The organism is Paraburkholderia aromaticivorans (assembly GCF_012689525.1).
Lineage (GTDB): Bacteria > Pseudomonadota > Gammaproteobacteria > Burkholderiales > Burkholderiaceae > Paraburkholderia > Paraburkholderia aromaticivorans_A.
The window spans coordinates 4,217,536-4,239,740 of the sequence record NZ_CP051516.1; the positions used below are offsets into that span (position 1 = coordinate 4,217,536).

The 22,205-nt window shown below is 59.9% G+C and carries 32 protein-coding genes; 2 read left to right on the top strand and 30 right to left on the bottom strand.

Annotated elements, in window-relative coordinates:
* Positions 1 to 34: 34 nt before the first annotated feature.
* From msrQ to HF916_RS47290, 5 genes are all read right to left on the bottom strand, one after another.
* Positions 35 to 739 carry a protein-methionine-sulfoxide reductase heme-binding subunit MsrQ gene (msrQ, locus tag HF916_RS47270; protein ID WP_206001994.1) on the bottom strand — a complete coding sequence of 235 codons (705 nt, stop codon included), beginning with the start codon at positions 737 to 739 and terminating at the stop codon, positions 35 to 37.
* An 11-nt stretch (positions 740 to 750) separates the two neighbouring features.
* Complete coding sequence (gene msrP / locus HF916_RS47275; RefSeq protein ID WP_168795427.1) at positions 751 to 1,746, bottom strand: protein-methionine-sulfoxide reductase catalytic subunit MsrP; 996 nt, start codon at positions 1,744 to 1,746, stop codon at positions 751 to 753.
* A gap of 189 nt (positions 1,747 to 1,935) precedes the next feature.
* Positions 1,936 to 3,141, bottom strand: a complete 1,206-nt coding sequence (gene ccsB, locus HF916_RS47280) for a c-type cytochrome biogenesis protein CcsB (RefSeq protein WP_168795428.1) — start codon at positions 3,139 to 3,141, stop codon at positions 1,936 to 1,938.
* Positions 3,142 to 3,145: 4 nt separating this feature from the next.
* Positions 3,146 to 5,368 carry a cytochrome c biogenesis protein ResB gene (locus HF916_RS47285; RefSeq protein ID WP_168795429.1) on the bottom strand — a complete coding sequence of 741 codons (2,223 nt, stop codon included), beginning with the start codon at positions 5,366 to 5,368 and terminating at the stop codon, positions 3,146 to 3,148.
* A 117-nt stretch (positions 5,369 to 5,485) separates the two neighbouring features.
* On the bottom strand, positions 5,486 to 6,139 hold the full coding sequence (locus HF916_RS47290; RefSeq protein ID WP_116118439.1) for a c-type cytochrome: 654 nt from the start codon (positions 6,137 to 6,139) through the stop codon (positions 5,486 to 5,488).
* A 264-nt stretch (positions 6,140 to 6,403) separates the two neighbouring features.
* On the opposite strand from HF916_RS47290, the gene yihA reads away from it, so the two are divergent.
* Positions 6,404 to 7,057, top strand: coding sequence for a ribosome biogenesis GTP-binding protein YihA/YsxC (yihA, locus tag HF916_RS47295; RefSeq protein ID WP_168795430.1), 654 nt, complete (start codon positions 6,404 to 6,406; stop codon positions 7,055 to 7,057).
* Positions 7,058 to 7,306: 249 nt separating this feature from the next.
* The gene (gene hemB, locus HF916_RS47300; protein ID WP_168795431.1) at positions 7,307 to 8,305 is read left to right on the top strand and encodes a porphobilinogen synthase; all 999 of its coding nucleotides are present in this window, start codon (positions 7,307 to 7,309) and stop codon (positions 8,303 to 8,305) included.
* Positions 8,306 to 8,551: 246 nt separating this feature from the next.
* Here hemB and HF916_RS52190 read toward each other — a convergent pair whose 3' ends face one another.
* From HF916_RS52190 to rpsC, 25 genes are all read right to left on the bottom strand, one after another.
* Entirely contained in the window at positions 8,552 to 8,656 is a 105-nt protein-coding gene (locus HF916_RS52190) for a hypothetical protein (RefSeq protein ID WP_168795432.1), read from the bottom strand.
* A 53-nt stretch (positions 8,657 to 8,709) separates the two neighbouring features.
* Positions 8,710 to 10,590, bottom strand: coding sequence for a protein-disulfide reductase DsbD (gene dsbD / locus HF916_RS47310; protein WP_168795433.1), 1,881 nt, complete (start codon positions 10,588 to 10,590; stop codon positions 8,710 to 8,712).
* The gene (gene cutA / locus HF916_RS47315) at positions 10,583 to 10,915 is read right to left on the bottom strand and encodes a divalent-cation tolerance protein CutA (protein WP_168795434.1); all 333 of its coding nucleotides are present in this window, start codon (positions 10,913 to 10,915) and stop codon (positions 10,583 to 10,585) included. Before cutA ends, dsbD begins: the two co-directional genes overlap by 8 nt.
* A 170-nt stretch (positions 10,916 to 11,085) precedes the next feature.
* Positions 11,086 to 11,478, bottom strand: a complete 393-nt coding sequence (gene rplQ / locus HF916_RS47320) for a 50S ribosomal protein L17 (protein ID WP_006052227.1) — start codon at positions 11,476 to 11,478, stop codon at positions 11,086 to 11,088.
* 169 nt (positions 11,479 to 11,647) lie between these two features.
* Positions 11,648 to 12,625, bottom strand: coding sequence for a DNA-directed RNA polymerase subunit alpha (locus tag HF916_RS47325; RefSeq protein ID WP_006052226.1), 978 nt, complete (start codon positions 12,623 to 12,625; stop codon positions 11,648 to 11,650).
* A gap of 124 nt (positions 12,626 to 12,749) precedes the next feature.
* Positions 12,750 to 13,373: a 30S ribosomal protein S4 gene (rpsD, locus tag HF916_RS47330; protein ID WP_168795435.1), complete on the bottom strand. Its 624-nt coding sequence runs from the start codon at positions 13,371 to 13,373 to the stop codon at positions 12,750 to 12,752.
* A 147-nt stretch (positions 13,374 to 13,520) separates the two neighbouring features.
* The gene (gene rpsK / locus HF916_RS47335) at positions 13,521 to 13,925 is read right to left on the bottom strand and encodes a 30S ribosomal protein S11 (RefSeq protein ID WP_006052224.1); all 405 of its coding nucleotides are present in this window, start codon (positions 13,923 to 13,925) and stop codon (positions 13,521 to 13,523) included.
* A gap of 28 nt (positions 13,926 to 13,953) precedes the next feature.
* Positions 13,954 to 14,319, bottom strand: coding sequence for a 30S ribosomal protein S13 (gene rpsM / locus HF916_RS47340; RefSeq protein WP_012434566.1), 366 nt, complete (start codon positions 14,317 to 14,319; stop codon positions 13,954 to 13,956).
* Between the two features lie 41 nt (positions 14,320 to 14,360).
* Entirely contained in the window at positions 14,361 to 14,477 is a 117-nt protein-coding gene (gene rpmJ / locus HF916_RS47345; protein WP_004199844.1) for a 50S ribosomal protein L36, read from the bottom strand.
* 20 nt (positions 14,478 to 14,497) lie between these two features.
* A complete protein-coding gene (infA, locus tag HF916_RS47350) occupies positions 14,498 to 14,716 on the bottom strand; it encodes a translation initiation factor IF-1 (protein WP_004521905.1) in 219 nt (72 codons plus the stop codon).
* 8 nt (positions 14,717 to 14,724) lie between these two features.
* Positions 14,725 to 16,071 carry a preprotein translocase subunit SecY gene (secY, locus tag HF916_RS47355; RefSeq protein WP_168795436.1) on the bottom strand — a complete coding sequence of 449 codons (1,347 nt, stop codon included), beginning with the start codon at positions 16,069 to 16,071 and terminating at the stop codon, positions 14,725 to 14,727.
* A gap of 46 nt (positions 16,072 to 16,117) precedes the next feature.
* Positions 16,118 to 16,552: a 50S ribosomal protein L15 gene (gene rplO / locus HF916_RS47360; RefSeq protein ID WP_011490050.1), complete on the bottom strand. Its 435-nt coding sequence runs from the start codon at positions 16,550 to 16,552 to the stop codon at positions 16,118 to 16,120.
* Positions 16,553 to 16,581: 29 nt separating this feature from the next.
* Positions 16,582 to 16,764, bottom strand: a complete 183-nt coding sequence (gene rpmD, locus HF916_RS47365) for a 50S ribosomal protein L30 (RefSeq protein WP_007180126.1) — start codon at positions 16,762 to 16,764, stop codon at positions 16,582 to 16,584.
* A 10-nt stretch (positions 16,765 to 16,774) separates the two neighbouring features.
* A complete protein-coding gene (gene rpsE, locus HF916_RS47370; RefSeq protein ID WP_006052219.1) occupies positions 16,775 to 17,293 on the bottom strand; it encodes a 30S ribosomal protein S5 in 519 nt (172 codons plus the stop codon).
* 14 nt (positions 17,294 to 17,307) lie between these two features.
* Complete coding sequence (gene rplR, locus HF916_RS47375) at positions 17,308 to 17,673, bottom strand: 50S ribosomal protein L18 (RefSeq protein WP_012434568.1); 366 nt, start codon at positions 17,671 to 17,673, stop codon at positions 17,308 to 17,310.
* Positions 17,674 to 17,685: 12 nt separating this feature from the next.
* Positions 17,686 to 18,216 carry a 50S ribosomal protein L6 gene (rplF, locus tag HF916_RS47380; RefSeq protein ID WP_168795437.1) on the bottom strand — a complete coding sequence of 177 codons (531 nt, stop codon included), beginning with the start codon at positions 18,214 to 18,216 and terminating at the stop codon, positions 17,686 to 17,688.
* Between the two features lie 18 nt (positions 18,217 to 18,234).
* Positions 18,235 to 18,630 carry a 30S ribosomal protein S8 gene (gene rpsH / locus HF916_RS47385; protein WP_006052216.1) on the bottom strand — a complete coding sequence of 132 codons (396 nt, stop codon included), beginning with the start codon at positions 18,628 to 18,630 and terminating at the stop codon, positions 18,235 to 18,237.
* A gap of 14 nt (positions 18,631 to 18,644) precedes the next feature.
* Complete coding sequence (gene rpsN, locus HF916_RS47390) at positions 18,645 to 18,950, bottom strand: 30S ribosomal protein S14 (RefSeq protein ID WP_168795438.1); 306 nt, start codon at positions 18,948 to 18,950, stop codon at positions 18,645 to 18,647.
* Positions 18,951 to 18,957: 7 nt separating this feature from the next.
* Positions 18,958 to 19,497, bottom strand: coding sequence for a 50S ribosomal protein L5 (rplE, locus tag HF916_RS47395; protein ID WP_006052214.1), 540 nt, complete (start codon positions 19,495 to 19,497; stop codon positions 18,958 to 18,960).
* Positions 19,498 to 19,514: 17 nt separating this feature from the next.
* On the bottom strand, positions 19,515 to 19,823 hold the full coding sequence (gene rplX, locus HF916_RS47400; RefSeq protein WP_074766156.1) for a 50S ribosomal protein L24: 309 nt from the start codon (positions 19,821 to 19,823) through the stop codon (positions 19,515 to 19,517).
* A gap of 9 nt (positions 19,824 to 19,832) precedes the next feature.
* On the bottom strand, positions 19,833 to 20,201 hold the full coding sequence (gene rplN, locus HF916_RS47405) for a 50S ribosomal protein L14 (protein WP_006052212.1): 369 nt from the start codon (positions 20,199 to 20,201) through the stop codon (positions 19,833 to 19,835).
* A 297-nt stretch (positions 20,202 to 20,498) separates the two neighbouring features.
* Positions 20,499 to 20,771 (bottom strand): 30S ribosomal protein S17, encoded by a 273-nt coding sequence (gene rpsQ, locus HF916_RS47410; protein WP_007180129.1) that lies wholly within the window; start codon positions 20,769 to 20,771, stop codon positions 20,499 to 20,501.
* A complete protein-coding gene (gene rpmC / locus HF916_RS47415; protein WP_007180130.1) occupies positions 20,768 to 20,962 on the bottom strand; it encodes a 50S ribosomal protein L29 in 195 nt (64 codons plus the stop codon). The genes rpsQ and rpmC overlap by 4 nt, the downstream gene beginning before the upstream one ends.
* Positions 20,963 to 20,972: 10 nt before the next feature.
* The gene (rplP, locus tag HF916_RS47420) at positions 20,973 to 21,389 is read right to left on the bottom strand and encodes a 50S ribosomal protein L16 (protein WP_013340739.1); all 417 of its coding nucleotides are present in this window, start codon (positions 21,387 to 21,389) and stop codon (positions 20,973 to 20,975) included.
* A 2-nt stretch (positions 21,390 to 21,391) separates the two neighbouring features.
* Positions 21,392 to 22,198: a 30S ribosomal protein S3 gene (gene rpsC, locus HF916_RS47425; RefSeq protein ID WP_020070582.1), complete on the bottom strand. Its 807-nt coding sequence runs from the start codon at positions 22,196 to 22,198 to the stop codon at positions 21,392 to 21,394.
* Positions 22,199 to 22,205 lie beyond the last annotated feature (7 nt).

The window sequence follows — 22,205 nt, forward strand, 5'->3', positions numbered from 1 at the left end:
TTTTTTGTGTTTACGTGAACCGCGCCGGCGCCGGTCAACGCGTCTTCGACATCCTGTCACGCATCCAGACGATCAAACGCCAACCGAGCAACGCCACCATGACCGCGCCGTAAATCTTCGGCAGGATCAGATCGTGTTTGCCCGCCTTCATCCACCAGAAGTGCAGGATCGCGAGCGCGCCGATCGCATAGATGGACCGATGCAGCATCTGCCAGCGACGCCCGAGCTTGCGCACCATCGCGCGCGGCGATGTCACGGCCAATGCGATCAGCAACACGAACGCCGCGAAGCCCACCGTGATGAACGGCCGCTTACCGATGTCCTTGATGATCGCGGCGACGTCGAACCATTTGTCGAACCACAGGTAAGTGGTGAAATGCAGCGTCGCGTAGAAGAACGCATAGAGCCCGAGCATGCGGCGAAAGCGCACGAACGCAGCGACGCCGGTGAGTCGGCGCAGCGGCGTCACGGCCAGCGTGATGCAGAGGAAAATGAGCGTCCAGAGACCCGTCGAGCGCGTGATGAACTCGATCGGATTTGCACCGAGCCGGTCGGTCAGGCCGAACAGCACGATACGCGCGAGCGGATACCACGCCGCGATAAATACCGCGATCTTGGCCGGCACGATCCAGCGCGCGCCGGTTGTGGGCCGCTTCGCCGTCGTCGTTGTCGCGGACGCCTGCGCGCGCGGCGCTTTGCGTTCGGTCTGCGTAGCGGATTGCGTCTCGGAGGAAGCCATGTTCACGCCGCTCAAAAATTCTTCTTCAGGTCCATGCCCTGATAAAGCGACGCGACCTGATCGCCGTAGCCGTTGAACATCAACGTCTTGCGCTTGGGCGTGAAGAAACCGTCTTCGCCGATGCGTCGCTCGGTCGCCTGGCTCCAGCGCGGATGATCGACGTTCGGATTCACGTTCGAGTAAAACCCGTATTCGCTCGACGCGTACGAGTTCCAACTGGTCGGCGGCTGTTTGTCGAGGAAGCGGATCTTCACCAGCGACTTCGCGCTCTTGAAGCCATATTTCCACGGCACCACGACGCGCACCGGCGCGCCGTTCTGATTGGGCAGCACCTGGCCGTAGAGGCCCATGGTCAGCAAGGTCAGCGGATTCATCGCTTCGTCCATGCGCAGCCCTTCGGAGTACGGCCAATCGAGTACCGGCGTCGACAGTCCGGGCATTTGCGACGGATCGGCCAGCGTGATGAATTGCACGTACTTGGCATTGCCCGTCGGCTGCACGCGCTTGATCAACTCTGCGAGCGGCACGCCGATCCACGGAATCACCATCGACCACCCTTCAACGCAGCGCATCCTGTACACGCGCTCCTCGAGCGGCGCGAGCTTGAGCAATTCGTCGATGTCGTAGACCTTCGGATTCTTGATCTCGCCCTCGACGCTCACCTTCCACGGATGCGGCCGCAGCGTCCCGGCGTTGTGCGCGGGATCGGCCTTGTCGGTACCGAACTCGTAGAAGTTGTTGTACGTGGTGATGTCCTTGTACGGCGTGATCTTGTCGAGCGCGACGAATTTTGCGTTGGTGTTCGCCGCCAGCTTTTGCGCCTTCGGGTCCGGCGACGTGTAAGCCGCCAGCGCCTCGCCGTTCACCCCGAGCAAACTGCCGAGCGCCACCGCGCCGGCCGCCTGCAACACGCGCCGCCGGTTCTGAAAAACACGTTGCGGCGTGATTTCGCTGCGCGCGATGTCGTCGCCGCTGAGTTGAATTCTGTCGCTACGCTTGATCCACATCGTGCTGCTCCTTGCCGGCCCATCGGTCTATGCATCTTAAGGGGCCATATTGATGATCGCTCGTCCGTCCAGCCATCTGTAGGTACTGTGAGGGCGAACACTTTAGATGCAGCGGATATTCCGTCGACCATAAAAAAACCGCCGGTGCGAAGCACACGGCGGTTTTGAGTCGGTTCAGCGCGGCAGATCTTACAGCTTGCCGTAGCTATGCAGGCCCGACAGGAACATGTTGACGCCGAGGAAGGCGAAGGTCGTCACCAGCAGGCCGGTCAGCGCCCACCATGCCGCGACCGCGCCGCGCAGACCCTTCATCAGGCGCATGTGCAGCCACGCCGCATAGTTCAGCCAGACGATCAGCGCCCACGTTTCCTTCGGGTCCCAGCTCCAGTAGCCGCCCCAGGCTTCGGCAGCCCACAGCGCGCCGAGAATCGTGGCGATCGTGAAGAACGCGAAACCGACGGCGATCGACTTGTACATTACGTCGTCGAGCACTTCGAGCGCCGGCAAGCGATCGGCCAGCACACCGCGCTCTTTCGCCAGATACGCGACACCCACCATGGCCGACAGCGCGAAGCTGCCATAGCCGATGAAGTTCGCCGGCACGTGAATCTTCATCCACCAGCTTTGCAGCGCGGGAACCAGCGGCTGGATCTGCTGCGCGTCGCGCGCCACCGAGTACCACATCAGGAAACCTACCGCCGCGCCGATCACCAGCAGCACGAAAGCGCCGAGCGCGCGGGTGTTGTAGTGCTGCTCGTAGTACAGATAGAAGAGCGCGGTGATCAGGCTGAACAGCACGAACACTTCGTAAAGGTTCGAAATAGGAATATGGCCGACGTCCGCGCCGATCAGGTACGACTCGTACCAGCGCACCATCAGGCCGACAAAGCCCATGACCACCGCCGCCCACGTCATTTTCGAGCCGATCGCGGCGCCGGTCGGTGAACGCGACAGCAAGCCGATCCAGTAGAACACCGTGGCGAACACGAAGAGCGCGCTCATCCACAGAATCGCGGACTGGCTCGACAGGAAATACTTGAGGAAGAAGGCGTTATCGGCGCGGCTGAGATCGCCGTGGTAGATCTGGATGGCCAGCAGCGACAGCGCCGCGATGCTCACCATTAGCGGACGCACTGGTTTCCAGCGCCAGCCCAGCACCACGAAAACCGGCACGGCGCAGCAGAGCACCAGCTTGTCGTAGTAGTTCATGAACGGGTGATAGCGCGACAGCGCGAACCCGGCGCCCGCGACCATCGCGAGGGCAAACAGCCAGTCGACGATGCCGAGCCGCTTCAGGAACGGCCGCTCGTCGTACTGTCCGATGTTGAGTGACTCGCCTGCCAGCGCCTTTTGGGGCCGCGAAGAGGGAGATTGGGAAACCTGAGTCAAGTCCATGATCTTACCGGGTCGAATCTTGTGAGCTTGCGGACGGCGCGCCGGCGTTGCCGGATTTATGGGAGGCGCCGGCGGCGTCGGGTGCTTCAACGAGTTTGGCGCCCAGCGCGGCGCCTACCGCGTCGCGCGTCTGAACGAACTCTTTCTCGAAGTCGAGCGTCTTGCGTGCGCTCGACATTGCCATCACGACGTTCGTGCCGTGCTCGGTGTCTTTGAGCCAGAACCAGAGGCGCCGTTCGCGGACGTAGAACATCGAAAAGATGCCCAACACGAGGAGCAGGCTGCCAAGATACACGACTTTTTTGCCCGGCGCGCGCGTCAACTGAAATACCGAAGCTTGCACCTGCTTGAATGAGTCGAGCTGTAAATAGACCGGCGATCCATACAAAAAGCTGTCGGATATCGCGTTGATCGAGCTCTGGATAAAGCGGCTGGCGTCAGCATTGGCCGCCGCCTCGGGCTCGCCGAGTTGCTGGCGGGACAGCTGATACAGGTCCCACGTCGAGCCTTCCAGCATGCGCAGCAGCAGGCCGGCGGCCTTTTCCTGCTCGCCCTTCGGCACCGAATGGTCGATAAAACCGGCGATGGCCTGGAAGCCGCCGACCGTCTGGCCGTTCGGCATCTTGATGCTGTTATCCGCGCCCGCAAAAAGGGTCAGCACGCGCAGCGCGCTTTCTTCCAGATGTTGTTGCAGTTCGGCATTCGAGCCGGGCACCGAGCGCAGCGCGAAACGGTGAGCCGCAGAGGCGCGCATGGCCGGATCCTCGAGCGTGGCGCGCAGGTTCATCCATTCCTTGACGGTGCCGCCGCTGTCGGCGGGAATGCGCAGGTAGCGAAACGGATCGTCCGGATTCACACGCATGCCGGCGAGGAACATCTTTTCGCCGGACACGTCGACCGGCAGCATGTAGTTGTTGTATTCGCGCGCCTGGCCGTCCTTGTCGCGCACCTTGTATTGCACCGACGGGCCGACGTTGTGCAGATCGAGCGGCTTCGAGGTTTTCGCGCCGGAGCCGAGGCGCTCGTCGAACGCTTCTTTCAGCGTGCGGTGCGCCGCGACGCCACGGGCGTCGGTCTGGCCGCTGCCGTTCTGGATGTTTTCGACGTTGATCGCGCGGAAATCGGTGAATTCGACCGTCTGGCCGTCGGCCAGCGGCGTGGCCGTGCCCAACGGCGCATTGCCACCGATCGTGCCACCGAACGGCGCGGTCTTCGCGCTCGCGCCGCTCATCGGGTAGGCGGTCATCTGCATCTGCGAGCCGCCGTCCTGGAAGCTCGACTGGTAGATCGACACGCCGTCGTAGGTGAACGGTTTGTTCACTTCGACGCGCGCCGGCACGCGCGCGCCCGTCTTGTGATCCACCACCACGATGTCGCTCGCGAACAGCTTGGGCATGCCCGTCGAGTAGTAATCGACGATGAACTTGTTCAGTTCGATCGAAAACGGCAGATCCTGGATCAGCGAGCCGTCGGGCTGGTTCAGGATCGCCGTGGACACGTGCTGGCCTTCCGGCACCCATGCATAGCCGCGAAACGTCGGGTTGGACTGCGACAGACGATGATCCGGCGTGATGTCGTTGATCACCGTGTTGGCACGGATCGGCGACTTGTCGAACAGCCACATTTGCAGCTTGATCGGCAGATTGCTGTCGAGCAGGCCGCCGAGGCAGATCACCACGATCGCAATGTGAGCGGAGATATACCCGAACTTGGTTAGCGCGCCGCGCTTGGCGGCGATCAAGGTCGCGCCATCGGACTCACGGGTGACGAACTTGTAGCCGAGCTTCGCCGAGAGTCTGGCGAGCAACGCCGTGGTCTGCGCGCGGGAGCCATGCACCGCGAATTCGCCTTTGTGATGGAACGCGCGCAGGCTGCCTTCGCGGACCTTGTCCTTCCAGCTCTTCACGTCGGCGACCATTTTCGGCGCATTGCGGATCACGCACAGCGACACCGACACCATCAGGAAGCCGAGAATCAGCATGAACCACCACGAGCTGTACACCGTGTACAGACTCAGCGAACGGAAGATGTCTGCCCAGAACGGGCCGAACTGATTGACGTAGTTGGGATACGGATCGTCCTGCGTGAGGACGGTGCCGATGATGCTGGCGATCGACAAAATCACGAGCAACGAAATGGCGAAACGCATCGAACTCAAAACTTCGACGACGCTGCGCGTAGTGCGATTGCCCGACTTCGACTGCAAACCCGACGTGGTGACGCTCATTCATACTCCGACTGAACAGCAAAAAAGGGTGAAGGGCTGTCGTAGGCACGACGCCCTCACCCTTTTCTTGTTTTGTACCGACCTCGCCGGGTCGGTTGCACTTGCGTGCGGACTTCCTTAGTGCAAGCCCGCGATGTAATCGGCTACTGCCTTGATCTCGCTGTCCGACAGACGCGTTGCAATCGCATGCATCGGCTCGTTGTTGTTACGTGCGCCCGGGCCTTGCGTGAACGCCAGCAACTGCGCCACCGTGTATTCCGCCCACTGCCCCGACAGCCGTGGATACTGCGACGGAATCCCTTGCCCGGTCGGTCCGTGACAGCTCGCGCACGCCGGCACGCCCTTGTCGGCAATCCCGCCCCGATAAATCTTCTGACCGAGCGGAACGGTATCCTTGTTGTGCGCGTAGCCTGGCTTCGGGGTTTGCGCCGCGAAATAGGCCGCGACGTTGACCATATCCTGATCGGACAGCGCCGCCGCCATGCCCGCCATGATCGCATTGTTGCGCGCTGGCTGCTTGGCGCCCGGCTGGGTCTTGAAGTCCTTGAGTTGCTTGACGAGATACTCAGGGTGCTGGCCCGCCAGCTTCGGGTACGCGCCGCCGGCACTGTTGCCGTCTGCCCCATGACATGACGCGCATACCTGCACCGCGATTGCCTGCCCCCGATTGACGTCCGGCTTTGCCGGTTCTGCTGCTCGTGCCTGAATTGCCAAACCTGAAAGACCTGCCGCTACATGAAGCACCATCAGAGTCTTGCTCAGTCGATTCATTCGCACACCCTGTCTCGTCTTGTGGGATTTTTAGAGAGCCCCCAAACCTCGCGTTTCGCGCGAGGCTCGGCATCTTCTTGAAGGTTTTGCAAAATACGACAGCGACCGAGTGACCGGTAGGAGCCGCCAAGGCACGCGGGCTGGCCCCCTCAGGTTTTCAGTAAACCATCGTATTGTACAATAACTCGCTAATCGCTAAGACGCCAGTCGGGCTTGACCCGTCCCCACTCCGGGTTCCCCGGCGTCTCGAATCCTGGCCTGATCATGTCCTTCCTGCTCCACCAATCCCGCTTTTTCACGACCGTCAATCACTTACGTGATCTGCCGGCCACTTCGCAACCCGAGATCTGCTTTGCGGGACGCTCGAACGCGGGCAAGTCGACGGCGATCAATATTCTGTGCAATCAGAAGCGGCTGGCCTTCGCCAGTAAGACGCCAGGACGCACGCAGCATATCAATTACTTTTCGGTGGGCAAGGCGGACGAGCCGACTGCGCATCTGGTCGATCTGCCGGGCTACGGTTACGCAGAAGTGCCGGGCGCCGCCAAGGCGCACTGGGAAGCGCTGCTCTCCACCTATCTGCAATCGCGCTCGCAATTGCGCGGCATGATCCTGATGATGGACTCGCGCCGCCCGCTGACGGATCTGGATCGCCGCATGATCGAATGGTTCGCGCCGACCGGCAAGCCGATCCACACGCTCCTGACCAAGTGCGACAAATTGACGCGCCAGGAAAGCATAAACGCGTTGCGCGCGACGCAGAAAGGTCTGGCTGAGTACCGTACCGCCGGCTACCAGGGCGAACTGACCGCCCAGCTGTTCTCTGCGCTCAAACGCGTCGGCATCGACGAAGCGCACGAACTGATCGAAAGCTGGCTGATCCCCAACGCGAAAGGCGAAACGGACGCCGCCCAGTAAGCGAGGCGAGCGTCGCCGGAGACGACAAAAGCGCTATTCCGGCCGCCCATAAAAAAACCCGCCGCTTTAACGGCGGGTCAAACAGCCTAATCGAAAAACGACAGGCACCCGCTCAGGGAGGAGAAGCGGGGAGGTCAGCGCAAGGCGCCTTGCTCGATCGGTATGATATACCATTGTCTCGAAAAGTTTCCGGGAGCGGAGGCAGGCGTTACTTGTCCACTCCACACATCCACGTTTCTTCGATTCGCTATGAGCTTCTATCCGCACCACCGTCCGCGCCGCATGCGCCGCGACGACTTCTCGCGCCGTCTGATGCGGGAAAACATCCTCACCACCAACGATCTGATTTATCCGGTCTTTATCGTCGAAGGCATCAACGTGCGGCAAGCCGTGCCGTCGATGCCGGGCGTCGAGCGCGTGTCGGTCGATCTGCTGATGGGCGTGGCTGAACAATGCGTCGAACTGGGCGTGCCCGTGCTGTCGCTGTTTCCGGCGATCGAACCGTCGCTGAAAACGCCAGATGGTCGCGAAGCGACCAACCCGGCCGGTTTGATTCCGCGCGCTGTTCGCGAACTGAAGAAGAATTTCCCCGAGCTGGGCGTGCTCACCGACGTGGCGCTCGATCCGTACACGAGCCATGGCCAGGACGGCGTACTCGACGAAGCCGGCTATGTCATCAACGACGAGACTGTCGAGATTCTGGTCGAACAGGCGCGCGAGCAGGCTGAAGCGGGCGTCGATATCGTCGCGCCTTCGGACATGATGGACGGCCGCATCGGCGCGATCCGCGAAATGTTCGAGAGCGAAGGTCTTATCCACACGCGCATCATGGCTTATGCGGCCAAGTTCGCGTCGGCGTTTTACGGCCCGTTCCGCGACGCCGTCGGTTCCGCGACGAACCTCGGCAAAAGCAACAAGATGACCTACCAGATGGACCCGGCCAATTCGAATGAAGCGCTGCGTGAAGTGCAGGCGGACATCAACGAAGGCGCGGACATGGTGATGGTCAAGCCCGGCATGCCGTATCTGGATATCGTGCGTCGCGTGAAGGATGAATTCCAGTTCCCGACGTACGTGTATCAGGTGAGCGGCGAATACGCGATGCTGAAAGCGGCCGCGCAGAACGGCTGGCTCGACCACGATAAAGCGATGATGGAATCGCTGCTGGCGTTCAAGCGGGCGGGTGCGGACGGGGTGCTAACCTATTTCGCATTGGATGCCGCGCGGATCTTGCGTTCGCAGAAGTGACTTGACGAGATGCCGCCCGCGGCGGTTCGGACGTTGCAATGAACGGAGGACGACTTGTGTGTCGTGCCTCCGTTTTTTTATTGGACGGCGGGCGTTTGGCGCTCGGCGCTTGCCCCACACGCCCCGTTAGTTTTTGCGAAGTCGCAGTCACGCCGCGGCCGGCTGCTCGCTAGTCCGCTTCCACCACGATTGCTTTGCGCTCCACAGTCAGCGCCAGACGCCGCGCTTCGCGCCCGATTCCCAGCTTCACTGAAGTCGCCGGCTGGCTTGAATCAGATCCGTGATCTGGGTGAGCGACATCTCGGCGGTCGACCGGCCGTCGATTGTCGTGATCCGGTCGCCGCGTTTCACGCCAGCGAGTTCGGCCGGCGCGCCGGGCGCCGCAACGGCCCCCCCGTTATCCGTTACGCCCCAGGCGCACTCGCCCGATCCAGACTGTGCAAGAATTTATCCGCCGATTCGTATCCAACGACGCGCAGCACTTCCTTGCCACGCCGATCGAAAAAGATGATCCCCGGCGGCCCGAACAGGCTGAAGCGCTTGAGCAGCGTTTGATCGTCGGTGTTGTTCGCGGTCACATCGGCGCGCAGCAGGTTCATCTGCTTTAATTTCGCCTGAACACGCGGGTCGCTGAAGGTGAATTTCTCCATCTCCTTGCAGCTGACGCACCAGTCCGCGTAAAAATCGAGCATGGCGGGCTGTGCAGCCGTTCTGACGGCCTGGTCGAGTTCATTCGATGAGCGGACCGGGGCGAACGTCAGATCGCTCTGCGGCGCGTTGTCCGGCCTATTCGACGCGTTCGCGACACCCGTTTCCCCGCCACGCGCCGCCAGCACGGCAAGCGGGCGCAGCGGGTCGGATGAGCCCGCCGCCAACCCGACCAGCAGGACTGCAGCCCAGATGGCGAACGCAGCGCCGATGCCTCGGCCAAGCCGGCGCCAAACGGAAGCCTCCGCAGTCGGAGCCGAAAATAAGCCAAGAGAGGCTGAGGCGACCAACAACCAGAGCGCGCTCAACAGCATCGTCGCAGTCGCGCCGAGCACCGGCCAAACGATCCACAACGCGGCCGCAAGCAGCACGACGCCGAAGAACACCTTGACGCCGTCCATCCATGCGCCGGCACGCGGCAGCAGCGTGCCTGCGCCAAAACCGAGGATCAGCAGTGGCACGCCCAGTCCCAGTCCCATCGAGAACAGCGCTGCACCGCCGAGCAACGCGTCGCCAGTATGCGCAATGAACGCCAGCACCGCAAAGAGCGGTGCGGTCATGCACGCGCCGACCACCAGCGCGGACAGCGCGCCCATCACGGCAACGGCCGCAAACTTACCCCCGGAGCGCCCTGATGACGCGCGCGAAACGCCGTCCTGCCAACGTTGCGGCAGCGCGATGTCGAAGCCGGCGATCAAGGTCAACGCAAAAATGGTCAGCAGTACGCCAAAGGCACCGAGCACCCATGGATTTTGCAGCCACGCGCCGAGACTCTGCCCGACCAGCGCAGCGGCGATGCCGAGCGCCGTGTACACGAGCGCCATGCCGATGACGTAGGCCAGCGACAGCGCGAATCCACGGGCACGCGTCACGCGCGCGCCTTCGCCGATGATGATCGCCGAGAGAATCGGAATCATCGGATACGAACAGGGGAGCAGACTGAGTACGGCGCCGGCGACGAAATAGAGCCCGACGATCGCGAAGAAGCCGCCGCCTTGCAGCAGCGACTGCGCGTAGTCTGCGCTGGTGGCGCGGTCGTACCACGAGGTGCCTGCGGCAGCGGCGGAATGCGGCGCGACGTCGGCTGCGGGAGCTGCCGCGCTGCCGGTCGGCTGAAGAGCTGCGCCGCTCACGTGATACACGCGCTCCATCGGCGGATAGCAGATGCCCGCGTCGGCACAGCCTTGCGACGTCACCGCCAGATCGAACGGTCCGGCCGCCTGTTTAACGGGAATCCGGATAGTCAGTTCGTTCCGATACGTCTCGACGTTCTTGTTAAAGGTCTGATCGAACTTGACGTGGCCAGCCGGCAATTGCGGCTCGCCGATCGTGGTCGTGCCGTTGCGCGTTGCGAACGCGAAGCGCTCGCGGTACATGTAGTAGCCGTCCGCGATTTGGTACGTCACGTCGACTTCGCCGGGCTTCTCCGACGCGCTGAATTTGAACGCGACCGCGGGATCCAGGAAATCGTCCGCCGCGCGGGCGAGCGTGCTGAACTGCCCGAGGATCAGGCAACCAAGCAGGAAGAATACGGTGCGTAGCGCATTGCGCGCGCGCCGGTCGAGACCGTTAAACATGGAGAGGACGTTGGGTTTCAGCAGTGATCCACTGGCCGTACGCGGCCGACGCCGTCGCTTGCCATAAGAGGATTTCCGGCGTGTCGTAGGGATGGTGAGCCTGAATGTACTGTTCGAGTTCGAGCGCGCGTGGCGCGCTGGTCTTGAACAGCAACTGGATTTCCTGCGCCGTTTCAATCGCGCCCTGCCAGTGATAGCTGGACTGTACGGAGCCTAATTGCGTGACACAGGCGCAGAGCCGCGCGGCCAAGGCATTCGCAGCAAGCTTCTGAGCCGCGGCCGCATCCGGCACCGTCGTCAGAATCAAGGTCACGTTCACGCTCACAGATGGCTCCGGCAAGGCACGATTCAGGTGCGCATATCGTATCACCTAGCCTTGTCCGCCCGCCGACCGCCGCGCGGCGACCATGCGGCAGATGGCCGTTGCCACCGCATTTCTGGCGCACCAAACAAAAAAGCCAGGCTTGATGCCTGGCTTTTTGGATGCTGGGAAGCTTACTCAGCTTCTTGCACTTCGACTTCTTCAACTTCCGGACGGTCGAGCAATTCGACCAGTGCCATCGGAGCGTTGTCGCCGACGCGGAAGCCAAACTTCAGGACGCGCAGGTAGCCGCCCGGACGGGTAGCGTAACGCGGGCCCAGAACTTCGAACAGCTTCGTGACCGAGTCACGATCGCGCAGGCGGTTGAACGCCAGACGACGATTTGCCAGCGACGGCTTCTTGCCGAGCGTGATCAGCGGCTCGACAACCTTACGGAGTTCTTTTGCTTTCGGCAGCGTGGTCTTGATGACTTCGTGCTCGATCAGCGAGTTGGACATATTACGGAGCATTGCCAGACGGTGGCTGCTCGTGCGGTTCAGTTTCCGCAAACCATGACGGTGACGCATGTTAATTCCTTCGATTCAAAGTTTTGGTCCAGCTCTTCTATCGCGCTCGAACTACCTGCGGTTTCCCAAAGGTAGCGAGTGCACGGGCCGGTAGTGAAAAAAGGCAAGACGCGGATTTTAAAGGAAAATCCGCGTCTTTGCCAGTGCAGCGGCGGGTTCTGTCCCGGGATTACTTATCGAGACCAGCCGGCGGCCAGTTTTCGAGTTTCATGCCGAGCGTCAAACCACGCGACGCCAGTACTTCCTTGATTTCGTTCAACGACTTGCGGCCCAGATTCGGCGTCTTCAGCAACTCGTTTTCCGTGCGCTGGATCAGGTCACCGATGTAGTAAATGTTCTCGGCCTTCAGGCAGTTCGCGGAACGAACCGTCAGTTCGAGATCATCGACCGGACGCAGCAGGATCGGATCGATCTGCGGCGCACGCGACGGCGCTTCAGCCGTGGCTTCAGTGCCTTCTAGTGCAGCAAAGACCGACAGTTGATCGACCAGAATGCGCGCCGACTGGCGGATCGCTTCTTCCGGCGAAATCACACCGTTGGTTTCGATGTTCATCACGAGCTTGTCGAGGTCGGTACGCTGTTCGACGCGAGCGCTTTCAACGGCGTAGCTCACGCGGCGAACCGGCGAGAACGACGCGTCCAGCACGATACGGCCGATAATCTTGGCCGACTCTTCGCCGTAACGACGCACGTTGCCCGGCACATAACCACGGCCCTTCTCGACCTTGATCTGCACGTCGAGCTTGCCGCCCTTCGACAGATGCGCAATCACGTGATCCGGGTTGATCACTTCGCAATCGTGCGCGAGTTCGATGTCGCCAGCGGTGACAACGCCCTCGCCTTCCTTGCGCAGCGTAACCGTCACTTCGTCACGGTTATGCAGCTTGAACACCACGCCCTTCAGGTTCAACAACAGGTTGACCACATCCTCTTGCACACCGTCGAGCGTCGAATACTCATGTACGACGCCTGCGATCGTCACTTCGGTCGGCGCGTAGCCGATCATCGACGACAGCAGCACGCGCCGGAGCGCGTTACCCAAGGTGTGGCCGTAACCGCGTTCAAACGGTTCCATGACCACTTTCGCATGGCTCTCACCAAGCGATTCAACAGCGATGATCTTGGGCTTCAACAAACTGGTTTGCATAGGTTTTCCTTTTCAATACCCTCGGCTCGTTACACCGATAAGGCTGACCGGTAACAACCTGAAAATAAACAGCCGAGACGCCCCCTTGCGCAACGCAATCGGGGTGCCCCGGCCGTTAATCCGATTACCGCGAATACAATTCGACGATCAGGCTTTCGTTGATATCGCCAGCGATGTCGCTGCGTTCCGGCTTCGACTTGAACGTGCCTTCGAACTTCTTCGAATCGACAGCGACCCAGCTCGGCAGACCACCTTGCTCAGCCAGCGACAGCGCTTCGAGAATACGCGCCTGCTTCTTCTTCGTCTCGCGCACTGCGACGACGTCGCCTGCCTTCACTTGCATCGACGGGATGTTCGACACAACGCCGTTCACGACGATCGCCTTGTGGCTCACGAGCTGACGTGCTTCAGCGCGCGTCGAGCCGAAGCCCATGCGATACACAACGTTGTCCAGACGCGATTCGAGCAATTGCAGCAGGTTTTCACCCGTGTTGCCCTTCAGGCGGTCGGCTTCAGCGAAGTAACGACGGAATTGACGCTCGAGGACACCGTAGATGCGCTTCACTTTTTGCTTTTCGCGCAACTGCGTGCCGTAGTCGGACGTACGTGCGCCCGAGGTGCGGCCGTGTTGGCCGGGCTTGCTGTCAAGCTTGCACTTGTCAGCGAGCGAACGACGGGCGCTCTTCAGGAAGAGGTCAGTGCCTTCACGGCGGGACAGCTTGGCCTTAGGGCCGATATAACGTGCCACGTTGATTCCTTTGTTGATTGATCACGCGGATGCATCCACCCGCGCTAGTCCGAACCCTTTGGGTCGAACGGTGGGCTTAGTCAATTCAATAACGCAAGCAGCCTGCCGCCGCCCAAGGCGGCAACAGGCGCTAGCAAAATCGGCGTCTTAGATACGACGACGCTTCGGCGGACGGCAGCCGTTGTGCGGGACCGGGGTCACGTCGGAGATCGCGGTGATCTTGATGCCAAGACCATGCAACGCGCGCACCGCCGACTCGCGGCCAGGACCGGGGCCCTTGATCCGCACTTCGAGGTTCTTCACGCCGTATTCCATCGCCACGCGGCCAGCCGATTCGGCCGCCACCTGGGCTGCAAACGGGGTCGATTTACGCGAACCCTTGAAGCCCTGACCACCTGACGTTGCCCAAGCAAGTGCATTGCCTTGACGATCGGTGATCGTGATGATGGTGTTGTTGAACGACGCGTGAACGTGAACCACGCCCTCGGCGACGTTCTTCTTGACCTTCTTGCGAACGCGTTGCGCCGCGGAGTTGTTCGAAGCCTTAGCCATTACGTTTTCCTGTAACTGTCAGTTCCGCTTACTTCTTCAGCGATTGCGCTGCACGACGCGGACCCTTGCGCGTACGGGCATTCGTACGCGTACGTTGGCCGCGCAGGGGCAAGCCCTTACGATGCCGAACGCCACGGTAGCAGCCGAGATCCATCAGGCGCTTAATGTTCATCGTCGTTTCACGGCGCAGATCGCCTTCAACGATGAACTTGCCGACTTCTTCACGCAGCTTTTCGAGGTCTGCGTCGTTCAGGTCTTTGACCTTCTTCGAAAATGCCACACCAGCAGCGACGCAGATGTCGCGCGAGCGCGTGCGGCCGACACCGTAAATAGCCGTCAGGCCGATTTCGGTATGCTGGTGATTCGGGATGTTAACCCCTGCGATACGAGCCATTGTTTTTCCTCAAACAAAAAGCGCAGCAAAAAGCGCGGCGTTCAGCCTTGACGCTGTTTGTGGCGCGGATCAGAGCTGCAAATCACGCGCACAACGCCTTTGCGCTTGATGATCTTGCAATTGCGGCAAATGCGCTTAACCGATGCCATCACTTTCATGATATTACCCTTTTTTCAAATCACTTCGCCCGGAACACGATCCGCGCACGCGACAGATCGTAAGGCGTCAATTCAACCGTCACCTTGTCGCCCGGCAAGATTCGGATGTAGTGCATCCGCATCTTCCCGGATATGTGTCCCAATACGACATGGCCGTTTTCCAGCTTCACCCTGAAGGTAGCGTTAGGCAGGTTTTCGATGACTTCACCCTGCATCTGGATAACATCGTCTTTGGCCATAAGTCCTTTCAACGCATCGGGACGCCGCCGCCTTTGAAATTAGCTTTCTTCAGCAGCGATTCATACTGTTGCGACATAACGTACGACTGCACCTGCGCCATGAAATCCATTGTGACGACGACAATGATCAGCAGCGACGTTCCACCAAAATAAAACGGCACGTTCCAGCGCAGCACCAGAAACTCCGGCAGCAGACAAACAAACACGATGTAGATCGCACCGGCCAGCGTCAGACGAGTCAGGATGCGGTCGATGTATCGCGCCGTTTGATCGCCCGGGCGGATGCCTGGAACGAAAGCGCCACTCTTTTTCAGGTTGTCGGCCGTCTCTCTGCTGTTGAACACCAGTGCGGTGTAGAAGAAACAGAAGAAAACGATCGCCAACGCGTACAGCAACACGTACACGGGTTGACCGGGCTTAAGGGCTTCGGCCACGTTGTGCAACGTGTCTGCGAACCAACTGGTACGCGACCCCGAACTAAACCAGTTCAGGATGGTTGCCGGGAAGAGAATGATCGACGATGCGAAGATCGGCGGAATCACGCCCGACATGTTCAGCTTCAGCGGCAGATGCGAAGACTGTCCGCCGTAAATCTTGTTACCGACTTGCCGCTTAGCGTAGTTCACAAGAATCTTGCGCTGGCCGCGTTCGATGAACACCACCAGATACGTTACAGCAGCAATCAGCGCGACGACGATAATCGCGGATATCGGACTCATCGAACCGGTTTGCACCAGTGAAACGAGACCACCGATCGCATTCGGGAAACCCGCTGCAATCCCGCCGAAAATAATGATCGAGATACCGTTGCCAAGCCCGCGCTCCGTGATCTGCTCACCGAGCCACATCAGGAACATCGTGCCGGTCACCAGCGTCACGACCGTCGTCAACCGAAAAACCATTCCCGGATCGATCACCAGAGCAGGCTGATTTTCCAGCGCCACGGCAATGCCGAACGCCTGGAACGTCGCCAGCAGGACCGTAAAGATACGCGTGTACTGCGTGATCTTCCGTTGACCCGCCTGCCCTTCCTTTTTCAACGCTTCGAGTTGCGGCGAGACAATTGCCAGCAACTGCATGATGATCGACGCCGAAATATACGGCATGATCCCCAGCGCAAAAATCGTGAACCGCGAAAGTGCGCCACCCGAGAACATGTTGAACATGCCAAGGATGCCGCCCGACTGGCTTTGGAACAACTTTGCCAGTTGGTCCGGGTCAATACCCGGCACCGGAATATGCGCGCCGACACGGTAGACGACCAGCGCCAGCAGCAGGAACACTGCCCGCCGACGCAGATCGCCGAACTTCGCCGCGCTGCGACCGGGTTTTGCGAGACTCGGGCTGTTAGCCAAGTACCTTCTCCGATGCAAATGCTAGTGACGGCAAATAACTTGCGCGTTACTCGGCAAAAGAGCCGCCGGCTGCTTCGATAGCAGCGCGCGCACCCTTCGTCGCACCCAGACCCTTCACAACGACCTTGCGCTTGAGCTCGCCCGTCGCGATGATCTTGGCGCTCTTGATCAGCTCGCCGACCAAGCCGGCTTGCTTCAGAGCCAGCAGATCGATTTCGTCGACCGGCAGCTTTTCCAGATCCGAGAGACGCACTTCACCGACGAATTCCTTCGTCAACGAGGTGAAGCCACGCTTCGGCAGGCGACGTTGCAGCGGCATTTGACCGCCCTCGAAGCCAACCTTGTGAAAGCCGCCCGAACGCGACTTCTGACCCTTGTGACCACGGCCAGCGGTCTTGCCGAGGCCGGAGCCGATACCGCGTCCAACGCGACGCTTTGCGTGCTTCGCGCCTTCAGCCGGCTTCAGGTTATTCAATTCCATTATCAACTCCTTGAGTCCTGGTCAGCCGCTTAGCTGATGACCTTAACGAGGTACGAAACCTTGTTGATCATGCCGCGCACGGCCGGCGTGTCCTGCAACTCGCTAACCGAGTTGAGTCGGCGCAGACCCAAGCCACGCACCGTTGCACGGTGCGTTTCACGGGTGCCGATCAGGCTCTTGACGAGCTGGACCTTGACAGTTTTATCAGACATGGTGTCCACCTTAGCCCAGAATATCTTCGACGGACTTGCCGCGCTTCGCCGCGATGTCACCCGGCGTGGACTGCTTACGCAGACCGTCGAGCGTTGCACGAACGAGGTTGTACGGGTTCGTCGAACCGTGGCTCTTGGCCACAACGTTCTGCACGCCCATCACGTCGAACACTGCGCGCATCGGGCCGCCAGCGATCACACCGGTACCGTCCTTGGCCGGAGCCAGGAGGACCATCGATGCGCCGTGCTTACCGTGCACTTCGTGTTGCAGGGTACCGTTCTTGAGCGGCACCTTGAACATGTTGCGGCGAGCCTGTTCCATCGCCTTCTGAACAGCGACCGGCACTTCCTTCGCCTTGCCCTTGCCCATACCGACGCGGCCATCACCGTCGCCAACCACGGTCAGTGCGGCGAAACCGAGAATCCGGCCACCCTTCACGACCTTGGTCACGCGGTTGACCGAAATCATCTTTTCGCGCAGGCCGTCGTCGCGTTCGTCAGCCTGAACTTTCGCTTGCATCTTTGCCATGACGAATTCTTCCCTTAGAACTTGAGTCCGGCTTCGCGCGCCGCATCAGCCAGCGCTTTCACGCGGCCGTGGTAACGGAAACCCGAACGGTCGAAGGCGACGGATTCGATGCCGGCAGCCTTAGCCTTTTCTGCGATGCGCTTACCGATCAAGGTCGCAGCATTGACGTTGCCGCCCTTGCCCGTCTGATCAGCGAGTTGCGCACGCACTTCGGCCTCGAGCGTCGACGCGCTGGCGAGCACCTTGGTGCCGCACGGCGAGAACACTTGCGCATAGATGTGCGTGTTCGTGCGATGCACGGCGAGACGCGCGACCTGCAGCTCAGCGATCTTGATACGCGTCTGACGAGCGCGGCGCAGGCGAGATTGAGTCTTATCCATGATTGCGCACCCTTACTTCTTCTTCGTTTCTTTGAGGATCACAACCTCGTTGGCGTAACGCACACCCTTGCCCTTATAGGGCTCCGGCGGGCGATAGCCGCGCACTTCTGCAGCGACCTGGCCAACTTGTTGCTTATTGATCCCCTTGATCACGATTTCGGTTTGCGTCGGGGTTTCAGCCTTGACGCCTTCCGGCATCTGGTGCACCACGGGGTGCGAGAAACCCAGCGACAGATTCAGCTTGTCGCCTTGCGCTTGTGCGCGGTAACCGACGCCAACCAGCGTCAGCTTGCGCTCGAAACCCTTCGTCACGCCGTTCACCATGTTCGCCACCAGTGCGCGCATCGTGCCCGACATCGCATTCGCTTCGCGGCTTTCGCCAACCGGCTCGAACTTCAGCGTGCCGTTGTCGTTCACCACCTTCACGAGGCTGTTCGCAGCCTGCGAAATCGTACCCAGCGGACCCTTGACGGTAATGCAATCGTCGCTCAGGGCCACTTCTGCGCCTTGCAGCGCGACCGGGCTTTTACCTACTCGAGACATGTTTCTCTCCTTTCGGCCTTAAGCGACGTAGCAGATGACTTCGCCGCCAACGCCCGTTGCACGCGCCTTGCGGTCCGTCATCACGCCCTTCGGCGTCGACACGATTGCCACGCCGAGGCCATTCATGACCACGGGGATGTCGTTACGGCCGCGGTACACACGCAGACCAGGCTTCGAGACGCGTTCAATGCGCTCGATGACCGGACGGCCGGCGTAGTACTTCAACACGATGTTCAATTCAGACTTCGCACCTTCGGACTTCACTGCGAAATCATCGATATAGCCTTCGTCCTTCAGGACCTGCGCAATCGCAACCTTGACTTTCGACGAGGGCATAGTCACCGAGACTTTCTCAACCATCTGCGCATTGCGGATGCGAGTCAGCATATCGGCGATAGGATCACTCATGCTCATTTACGTTTCTCCTATTACCAGCTCGCCTTGGTCAGGCCAGGGATCTCGCCGCGGAACGCGATTTCGCGAATCTTGTTACGCGCCAGCCCGAATTTACGGAACGTGCCACGCGGGCGACCAGTAATTGCGCAACGGTTGCGCTTACGGGTCGGGTTAGAGTTGCGCGGCAGTTGTTGCAGTTCCAGACGTGCTGCGTAATGCTCTTCGTCCGACTTGCTCATATCGCCAATGATCGCTTTCAGCTCAATACGCTTGGGAGCGTACTTAGCGGCCAGGCGAGCACGCTTCTTTTCACGTTCGATCAGTGCCAGTTTAGCCACGGTAACCTCAGTTTCTGAACGGGAACTTGAAGCTGGCGAGCAGAGCCTTTGCTTCGTCGTCGGTCTTCGCAGTCGTCGTGATGCTGATGTTCAGCCCACGCAGTGCGTCGATCTTGTCGTAGTCGATTTCGGGGAAAATGATCTGCTCTTTCACACCGATGTTGTAGTTGCCGCGACCATCGAACGCACGACCCGAGACGCCACGGAAGTCACGCACCCGGGGGAGCGCGACCGTCACGAAACGGTCCAGAAATTCGTACATTGCTTGACCACGCAACGTGACCATTGCACCGATCGGATAGCCTTGACGGATCTTGAAGCCAGCGATTGCCTTGCGTGCCTTCGTGATCACCGGCTTCTGGCCTGCGATCTTCGTCAGGTCGCCAACGGCGTTTTCGATGATCTTCTTGTCAGCAACCGCTTCGCCAAGGCCCATGTTCAGGGTGATCTTGGTGATGCGCGGCACTTCCATCACGGACTTGTAACCGAACTTCTCGATGAGGCCGGGTACAACCTTCTCTTTGTAAAACTCTTGCAAACGAGCCATTTTTTTACTCCGCAGCGTCAGGCGCTCAGCTCGGCACCGGTCGTCTTAAGGAAACGGACTTTCTTGTCTCCTTCGACCTTGATGCCTACACGCGACGCCTTGCCATTCGCGTCGACCAATGCGACGTTCGAAATTTGCAGCGGCATCGTCTTGGCTTCTACACCGCCCGTCGTACCCTTCATCGGGTTCGGCTTGACGTGTTTCTTGACGAGGTTAATGCCCTCGACAATCACTTTGTCTTCGCCAACGGACAGCACGACGCCGCGCTTGCCTTTATCTTTGCCGGTGATGACGATAACTTCGTCACCTTTGCGAATCTTGTTCATCGCGACTCCTTACAGCACTTCAGGTGCCAACGAAACGATCTTCATGAATCGTTCGCTGCGCAACTCGCGCGTGACAGGCCCGAAAATACGGGTGCCAATAGGTTCGAGCTTTGCATTCAACAACACTGCGGCATTGCCATCGAACTTGATCAGCGAGCCGTCCTGACGGCGCACGCCCTTAGCGGTGCGAACCACCACGGCGTTGTAAATTTCGCCTTTCTTCACGCGCCCGCGCGGCGTTGCTTCTTTGACGGTCACCTTGATGATGTCGCCAATGCTGGCATAACGACGCTTCGAGCCGCCGAGCACCTTGATGCACATGACTTCACGCGCACCCGTGTTGTCGGCCACTTCAAGCCGAGTTTCGGTCTGGATCATGGTTTATCTTTCCCAACTTAATCCGGTCACACCACCATGGCGTACCCGGTCAGTCTTGGTCCCGTCAGCCAATCGGCTGCTTGGGTATGAACAGCAGCGACGGCAAACGAAACCCGCCATCGCAATCCGGTGAATCCTTCGGAACAGACTGGCGCCTGAACCGCTTCCCCCACCAACTTCGCCCGCGACGGGGCTCCCATAAAAGAGGGAAGACCGAGATTATAACAAATAATCCCGGCCTTGCAAGCGAAACTTACTGCGATTTCAGTTACTAGTTGCTTCTACAACTTTGCGGCGTCAGATGACGCGAGCAGCCTCGACCAGGCGAGCCACAACCCAAGCTTTCGTCTTCGAAATCGGACGCGTTTCCTGGATTTCAACGAGATCGCCCTCGTTGTACGTGTTCGCATCGTCGTGCGCGTGGTACTTCTTCGAACGCACAACGTACTTGCCGTAGATCGGGTGCTTCACGCGGTGCTCGACCAGCACGGTGACCGTCTTGTCCATCTTGTTGCTGACGACCTTGCCGACCAGCGTCCGCTTGAGCGAGGTTTTTACGCTATCGTTCATTTCTGGTTCGCCTTCTCAGTCAGGACGGTCCGCACACGTGCGATGTCGCGACGGACCTTCTTCAGCTGGCTCGTGTTGGTGAGCTGCTGGGTCGCGAGTTGCATGCGCAGGCCGAATTGCGCCTTCAACAGGTCCGACAGCTCCTTGTTGAGCGCGGCCTGATCTTTCTGGTGAAGTTCGGAAGCCTTCATCATTTGCTCCTTAGGCGCCGAGCTGACGCACGATAAACGTCGTCTTGAGCGGCAGCTTAGCTGCAGCCAGACGGAACGCTTCGCGTGCCAGCTCTTCGGTTACGCCGTCCATTTCGTACAGCATCTTGCCCGGTTGAATCTCTGCGACGTAGTACTCAGGGTTACCTTTACCGTTACCCATCCGTACTTCAGCCGGCTTGTGCGAGATCGGCTTGTCCGGGAAGATGCGGATCCAGATGCGGCCACCACGCTTGATGTGACGCGTCATTGCACGACGTGCCGCTTCAATCTGGCGCGCGGTCAAGCGACCACGACCGATAGCCTTCAGGCCGAACTCACCGAACGACACCGCGTTGCCACGGGTAGCGACACCGGTGTTACGACCCTTCTGCTCTTTGCGATACTTTCTGCGTTTCGGTTGCAGCATCGTTATTCTCCAGTCTTCCCGTCGCCGCCGGCACCGCCAGCACGACGAGGAGCGCCACGGCGTGCACCTGCCGGGCCACCACCCTCACCATCGCGACGCGGACGGCGATCGCCACCCGGACGTGCGTTGCGGCGCGGACGCTTTTCTTCGGCGACTTCTTCGACCACCGGTGCGTCGTTGCGGCCGAGCGTGTCGCCCTTGTAGACCCACACCTTCACACCGATGATGCCGTACGTCGTCTTCGCTTCCGAAGTTGCGTAGTCGATATCAGCACGCAGCGTATGAAGCGGCACGCGACCTTCGCGATACCATTCCGTACGAGCGATTTCGATACCGTTCAGGCGGCCCGCGCTCATGATCTTGATGCCTTGAGCACCCAGACGCATTGCGTTTTGCATCGCACGCTTCATCGCGCGGCGGAACATAATCCGGCGCTCGAGCTGTTGCGTGATCGAATCCGCGATCAGTTGCGCATCGGTTTCCGGCTTGCGGATTTCTTCGATGTTGACGTGGACCGGAACGCCCATGCGGCGTTGCAGTTCCGACTTCAGCAGTTCGATATCTTCGCCCTTCTTACCGATAACGACACCCGGACGCGAGCTATAAATCGTAATGCGCGCGTTTTTCGCCGGACGCTCGATAACGACGCGGCCAACCGAAGCGTTCTTCAGCTTCTTCTTCAGGTATTCACGAACACCGATGTCTTCCTGCAACATCGCCGCGAAATTGTTGTTGTTCGCGTACCAACGCGACGCCCAATTGCGGCTGACGGCCAAACGGAAGCCAGTCGGATGAATTTTCTGTCCCATCGTATGA

Bases quoted from the DNA above. Each gene is read 5' to 3' on its own strand.
- msrQ (WP_206001994.1), bottom strand. From the start codon at position 739: ATGGCTTCCTCCGAGACGCAATCCGCTACGCAGACCGAACGCAAAGCG.
- msrP (WP_168795427.1), bottom strand. From the start codon at position 1,746: ATGTGGATCAAGCGTAGCGACAGAATTCAACTCAGCGGCGACGACATC.
- ccsB (WP_168795428.1), bottom strand. From the start codon at position 3,141: ATGGACTTGACTCAGGTTTCCCAATCTCCCTCTTCGCGGCCCCAAAAG.
- HF916_RS47285 (WP_168795429.1), bottom strand. From the start codon at position 5,368: ATGAGCGTCACCACGTCGGGTTTGCAGTCGAAGTCGGGCAATCGCACT.
- HF916_RS47290 (WP_116118439.1), bottom strand. From the start codon at position 6,139: ATGAATCGACTGAGCAAGACTCTGATGGTGCTTCATGTAGCGGCAGGT.
- yihA (WP_168795430.1), top strand. From the start codon at position 6,404: ATGTCCTTCCTGCTCCACCAATCCCGCTTTTTCACGACCGTCAATCAC.
- hemB (WP_168795431.1), top strand. From the start codon at position 7,307: ATGAGCTTCTATCCGCACCACCGTCCGCGCCGCATGCGCCGCGACGAC.
- dsbD (WP_168795433.1), bottom strand. From the start codon at position 10,590: ATGTTTAACGGTCTCGACCGGCGCGCGCGCAATGCGCTACGCACCGTA.
- rplQ (WP_006052227.1), bottom strand. From the start codon at position 11,478: ATGCGTCACCGTCATGGTTTGCGGAAACTGAACCGCACGAGCAGCCAC.
- HF916_RS47325 (WP_006052226.1), bottom strand. From the start codon at position 12,625: ATGCAAACCAGTTTGTTGAAGCCCAAGATCATCGCTGTTGAATCGCTT.
- rpsK (WP_006052224.1), bottom strand. From the start codon at position 13,925: ATGGCTAAGGCTTCGAACAACTCCGCGGCGCAACGCGTTCGCAAGAAG.
- rpsM (WP_012434566.1), bottom strand. From the start codon at position 14,319: ATGGCTCGTATCGCAGGGGTTAACATCCCGAATCACCAGCATACCGAA.
- rpmJ (WP_004199844.1), bottom strand. From the start codon at position 14,477: ATGAAAGTGATGGCATCGGTTAAGCGCATTTGCCGCAATTGCAAGATC.
- infA (WP_004521905.1), bottom strand. From the start codon at position 14,716: ATGGCCAAAGACGATGTTATCCAGATGCAGGGTGAAGTCATCGAAAAC.
- rplO (WP_011490050.1), bottom strand. From the start codon at position 16,552: ATGGAATTGAATAACCTGAAGCCGGCTGAAGGCGCGAAGCACGCAAAG.
- rpmD (WP_007180126.1), bottom strand. From the start codon at position 16,764: ATGTCTGATAAAACTGTCAAGGTCCAGCTCGTCAAGAGCCTGATCGGC.
- rpsE (WP_006052219.1), bottom strand. From the start codon at position 17,293: ATGGCAAAGATGCAAGCGAAAGTTCAGGCTGACGAACGCGACGACGGC.
- rplR (WP_012434568.1), bottom strand. From the start codon at position 17,673: ATGGATAAGACTCAATCTCGCCTGCGCCGCGCTCGTCAGACGCGTATC.
- rplF (WP_168795437.1), bottom strand. From the start codon at position 18,216: ATGTCTCGAGTAGGTAAAAGCCCGGTCGCGCTGCAAGGCGCAGAAGTG.
- rpsH (WP_006052216.1), bottom strand. From the start codon at position 18,630: ATGAGCATGAGTGATCCTATCGCCGATATGCTGACTCGCATCCGCAAT.
- rplE (WP_006052214.1), bottom strand. From the start codon at position 19,497: ATGGCTCGTTTGCAAGAGTTTTACAAAGAGAAGGTTGTACCCGGCCTC.
- rplX (WP_074766156.1), bottom strand. From the start codon at position 19,823: ATGAACAAGATTCGCAAAGGTGACGAAGTTATCGTCATCACCGGCAAA.
- rplN (WP_006052212.1), bottom strand. From the start codon at position 20,201: ATGATCCAGACCGAAACTCGGCTTGAAGTGGCCGACAACACGGGTGCG.
- rpsQ (WP_007180129.1), bottom strand. From the start codon at position 20,771: ATGAACGATAGCGTAAAAACCTCGCTCAAGCGGACGCTGGTCGGCAAG.
- rpmC (WP_007180130.1), bottom strand. From the start codon at position 20,962: ATGAAGGCTTCCGAACTTCACCAGAAAGATCAGGCCGCGCTCAACAAG.
- rplP (WP_013340739.1), bottom strand. From the start codon at position 21,389: ATGCTGCAACCGAAACGCAGAAAGTATCGCAAAGAGCAGAAGGGTCGT.
- rpsC (WP_020070582.1), bottom strand. From the start codon at position 22,198: ATGGGACAGAAAATTCATCCGACTGGCTTCCGTTTGGCCGTCAGCCGC.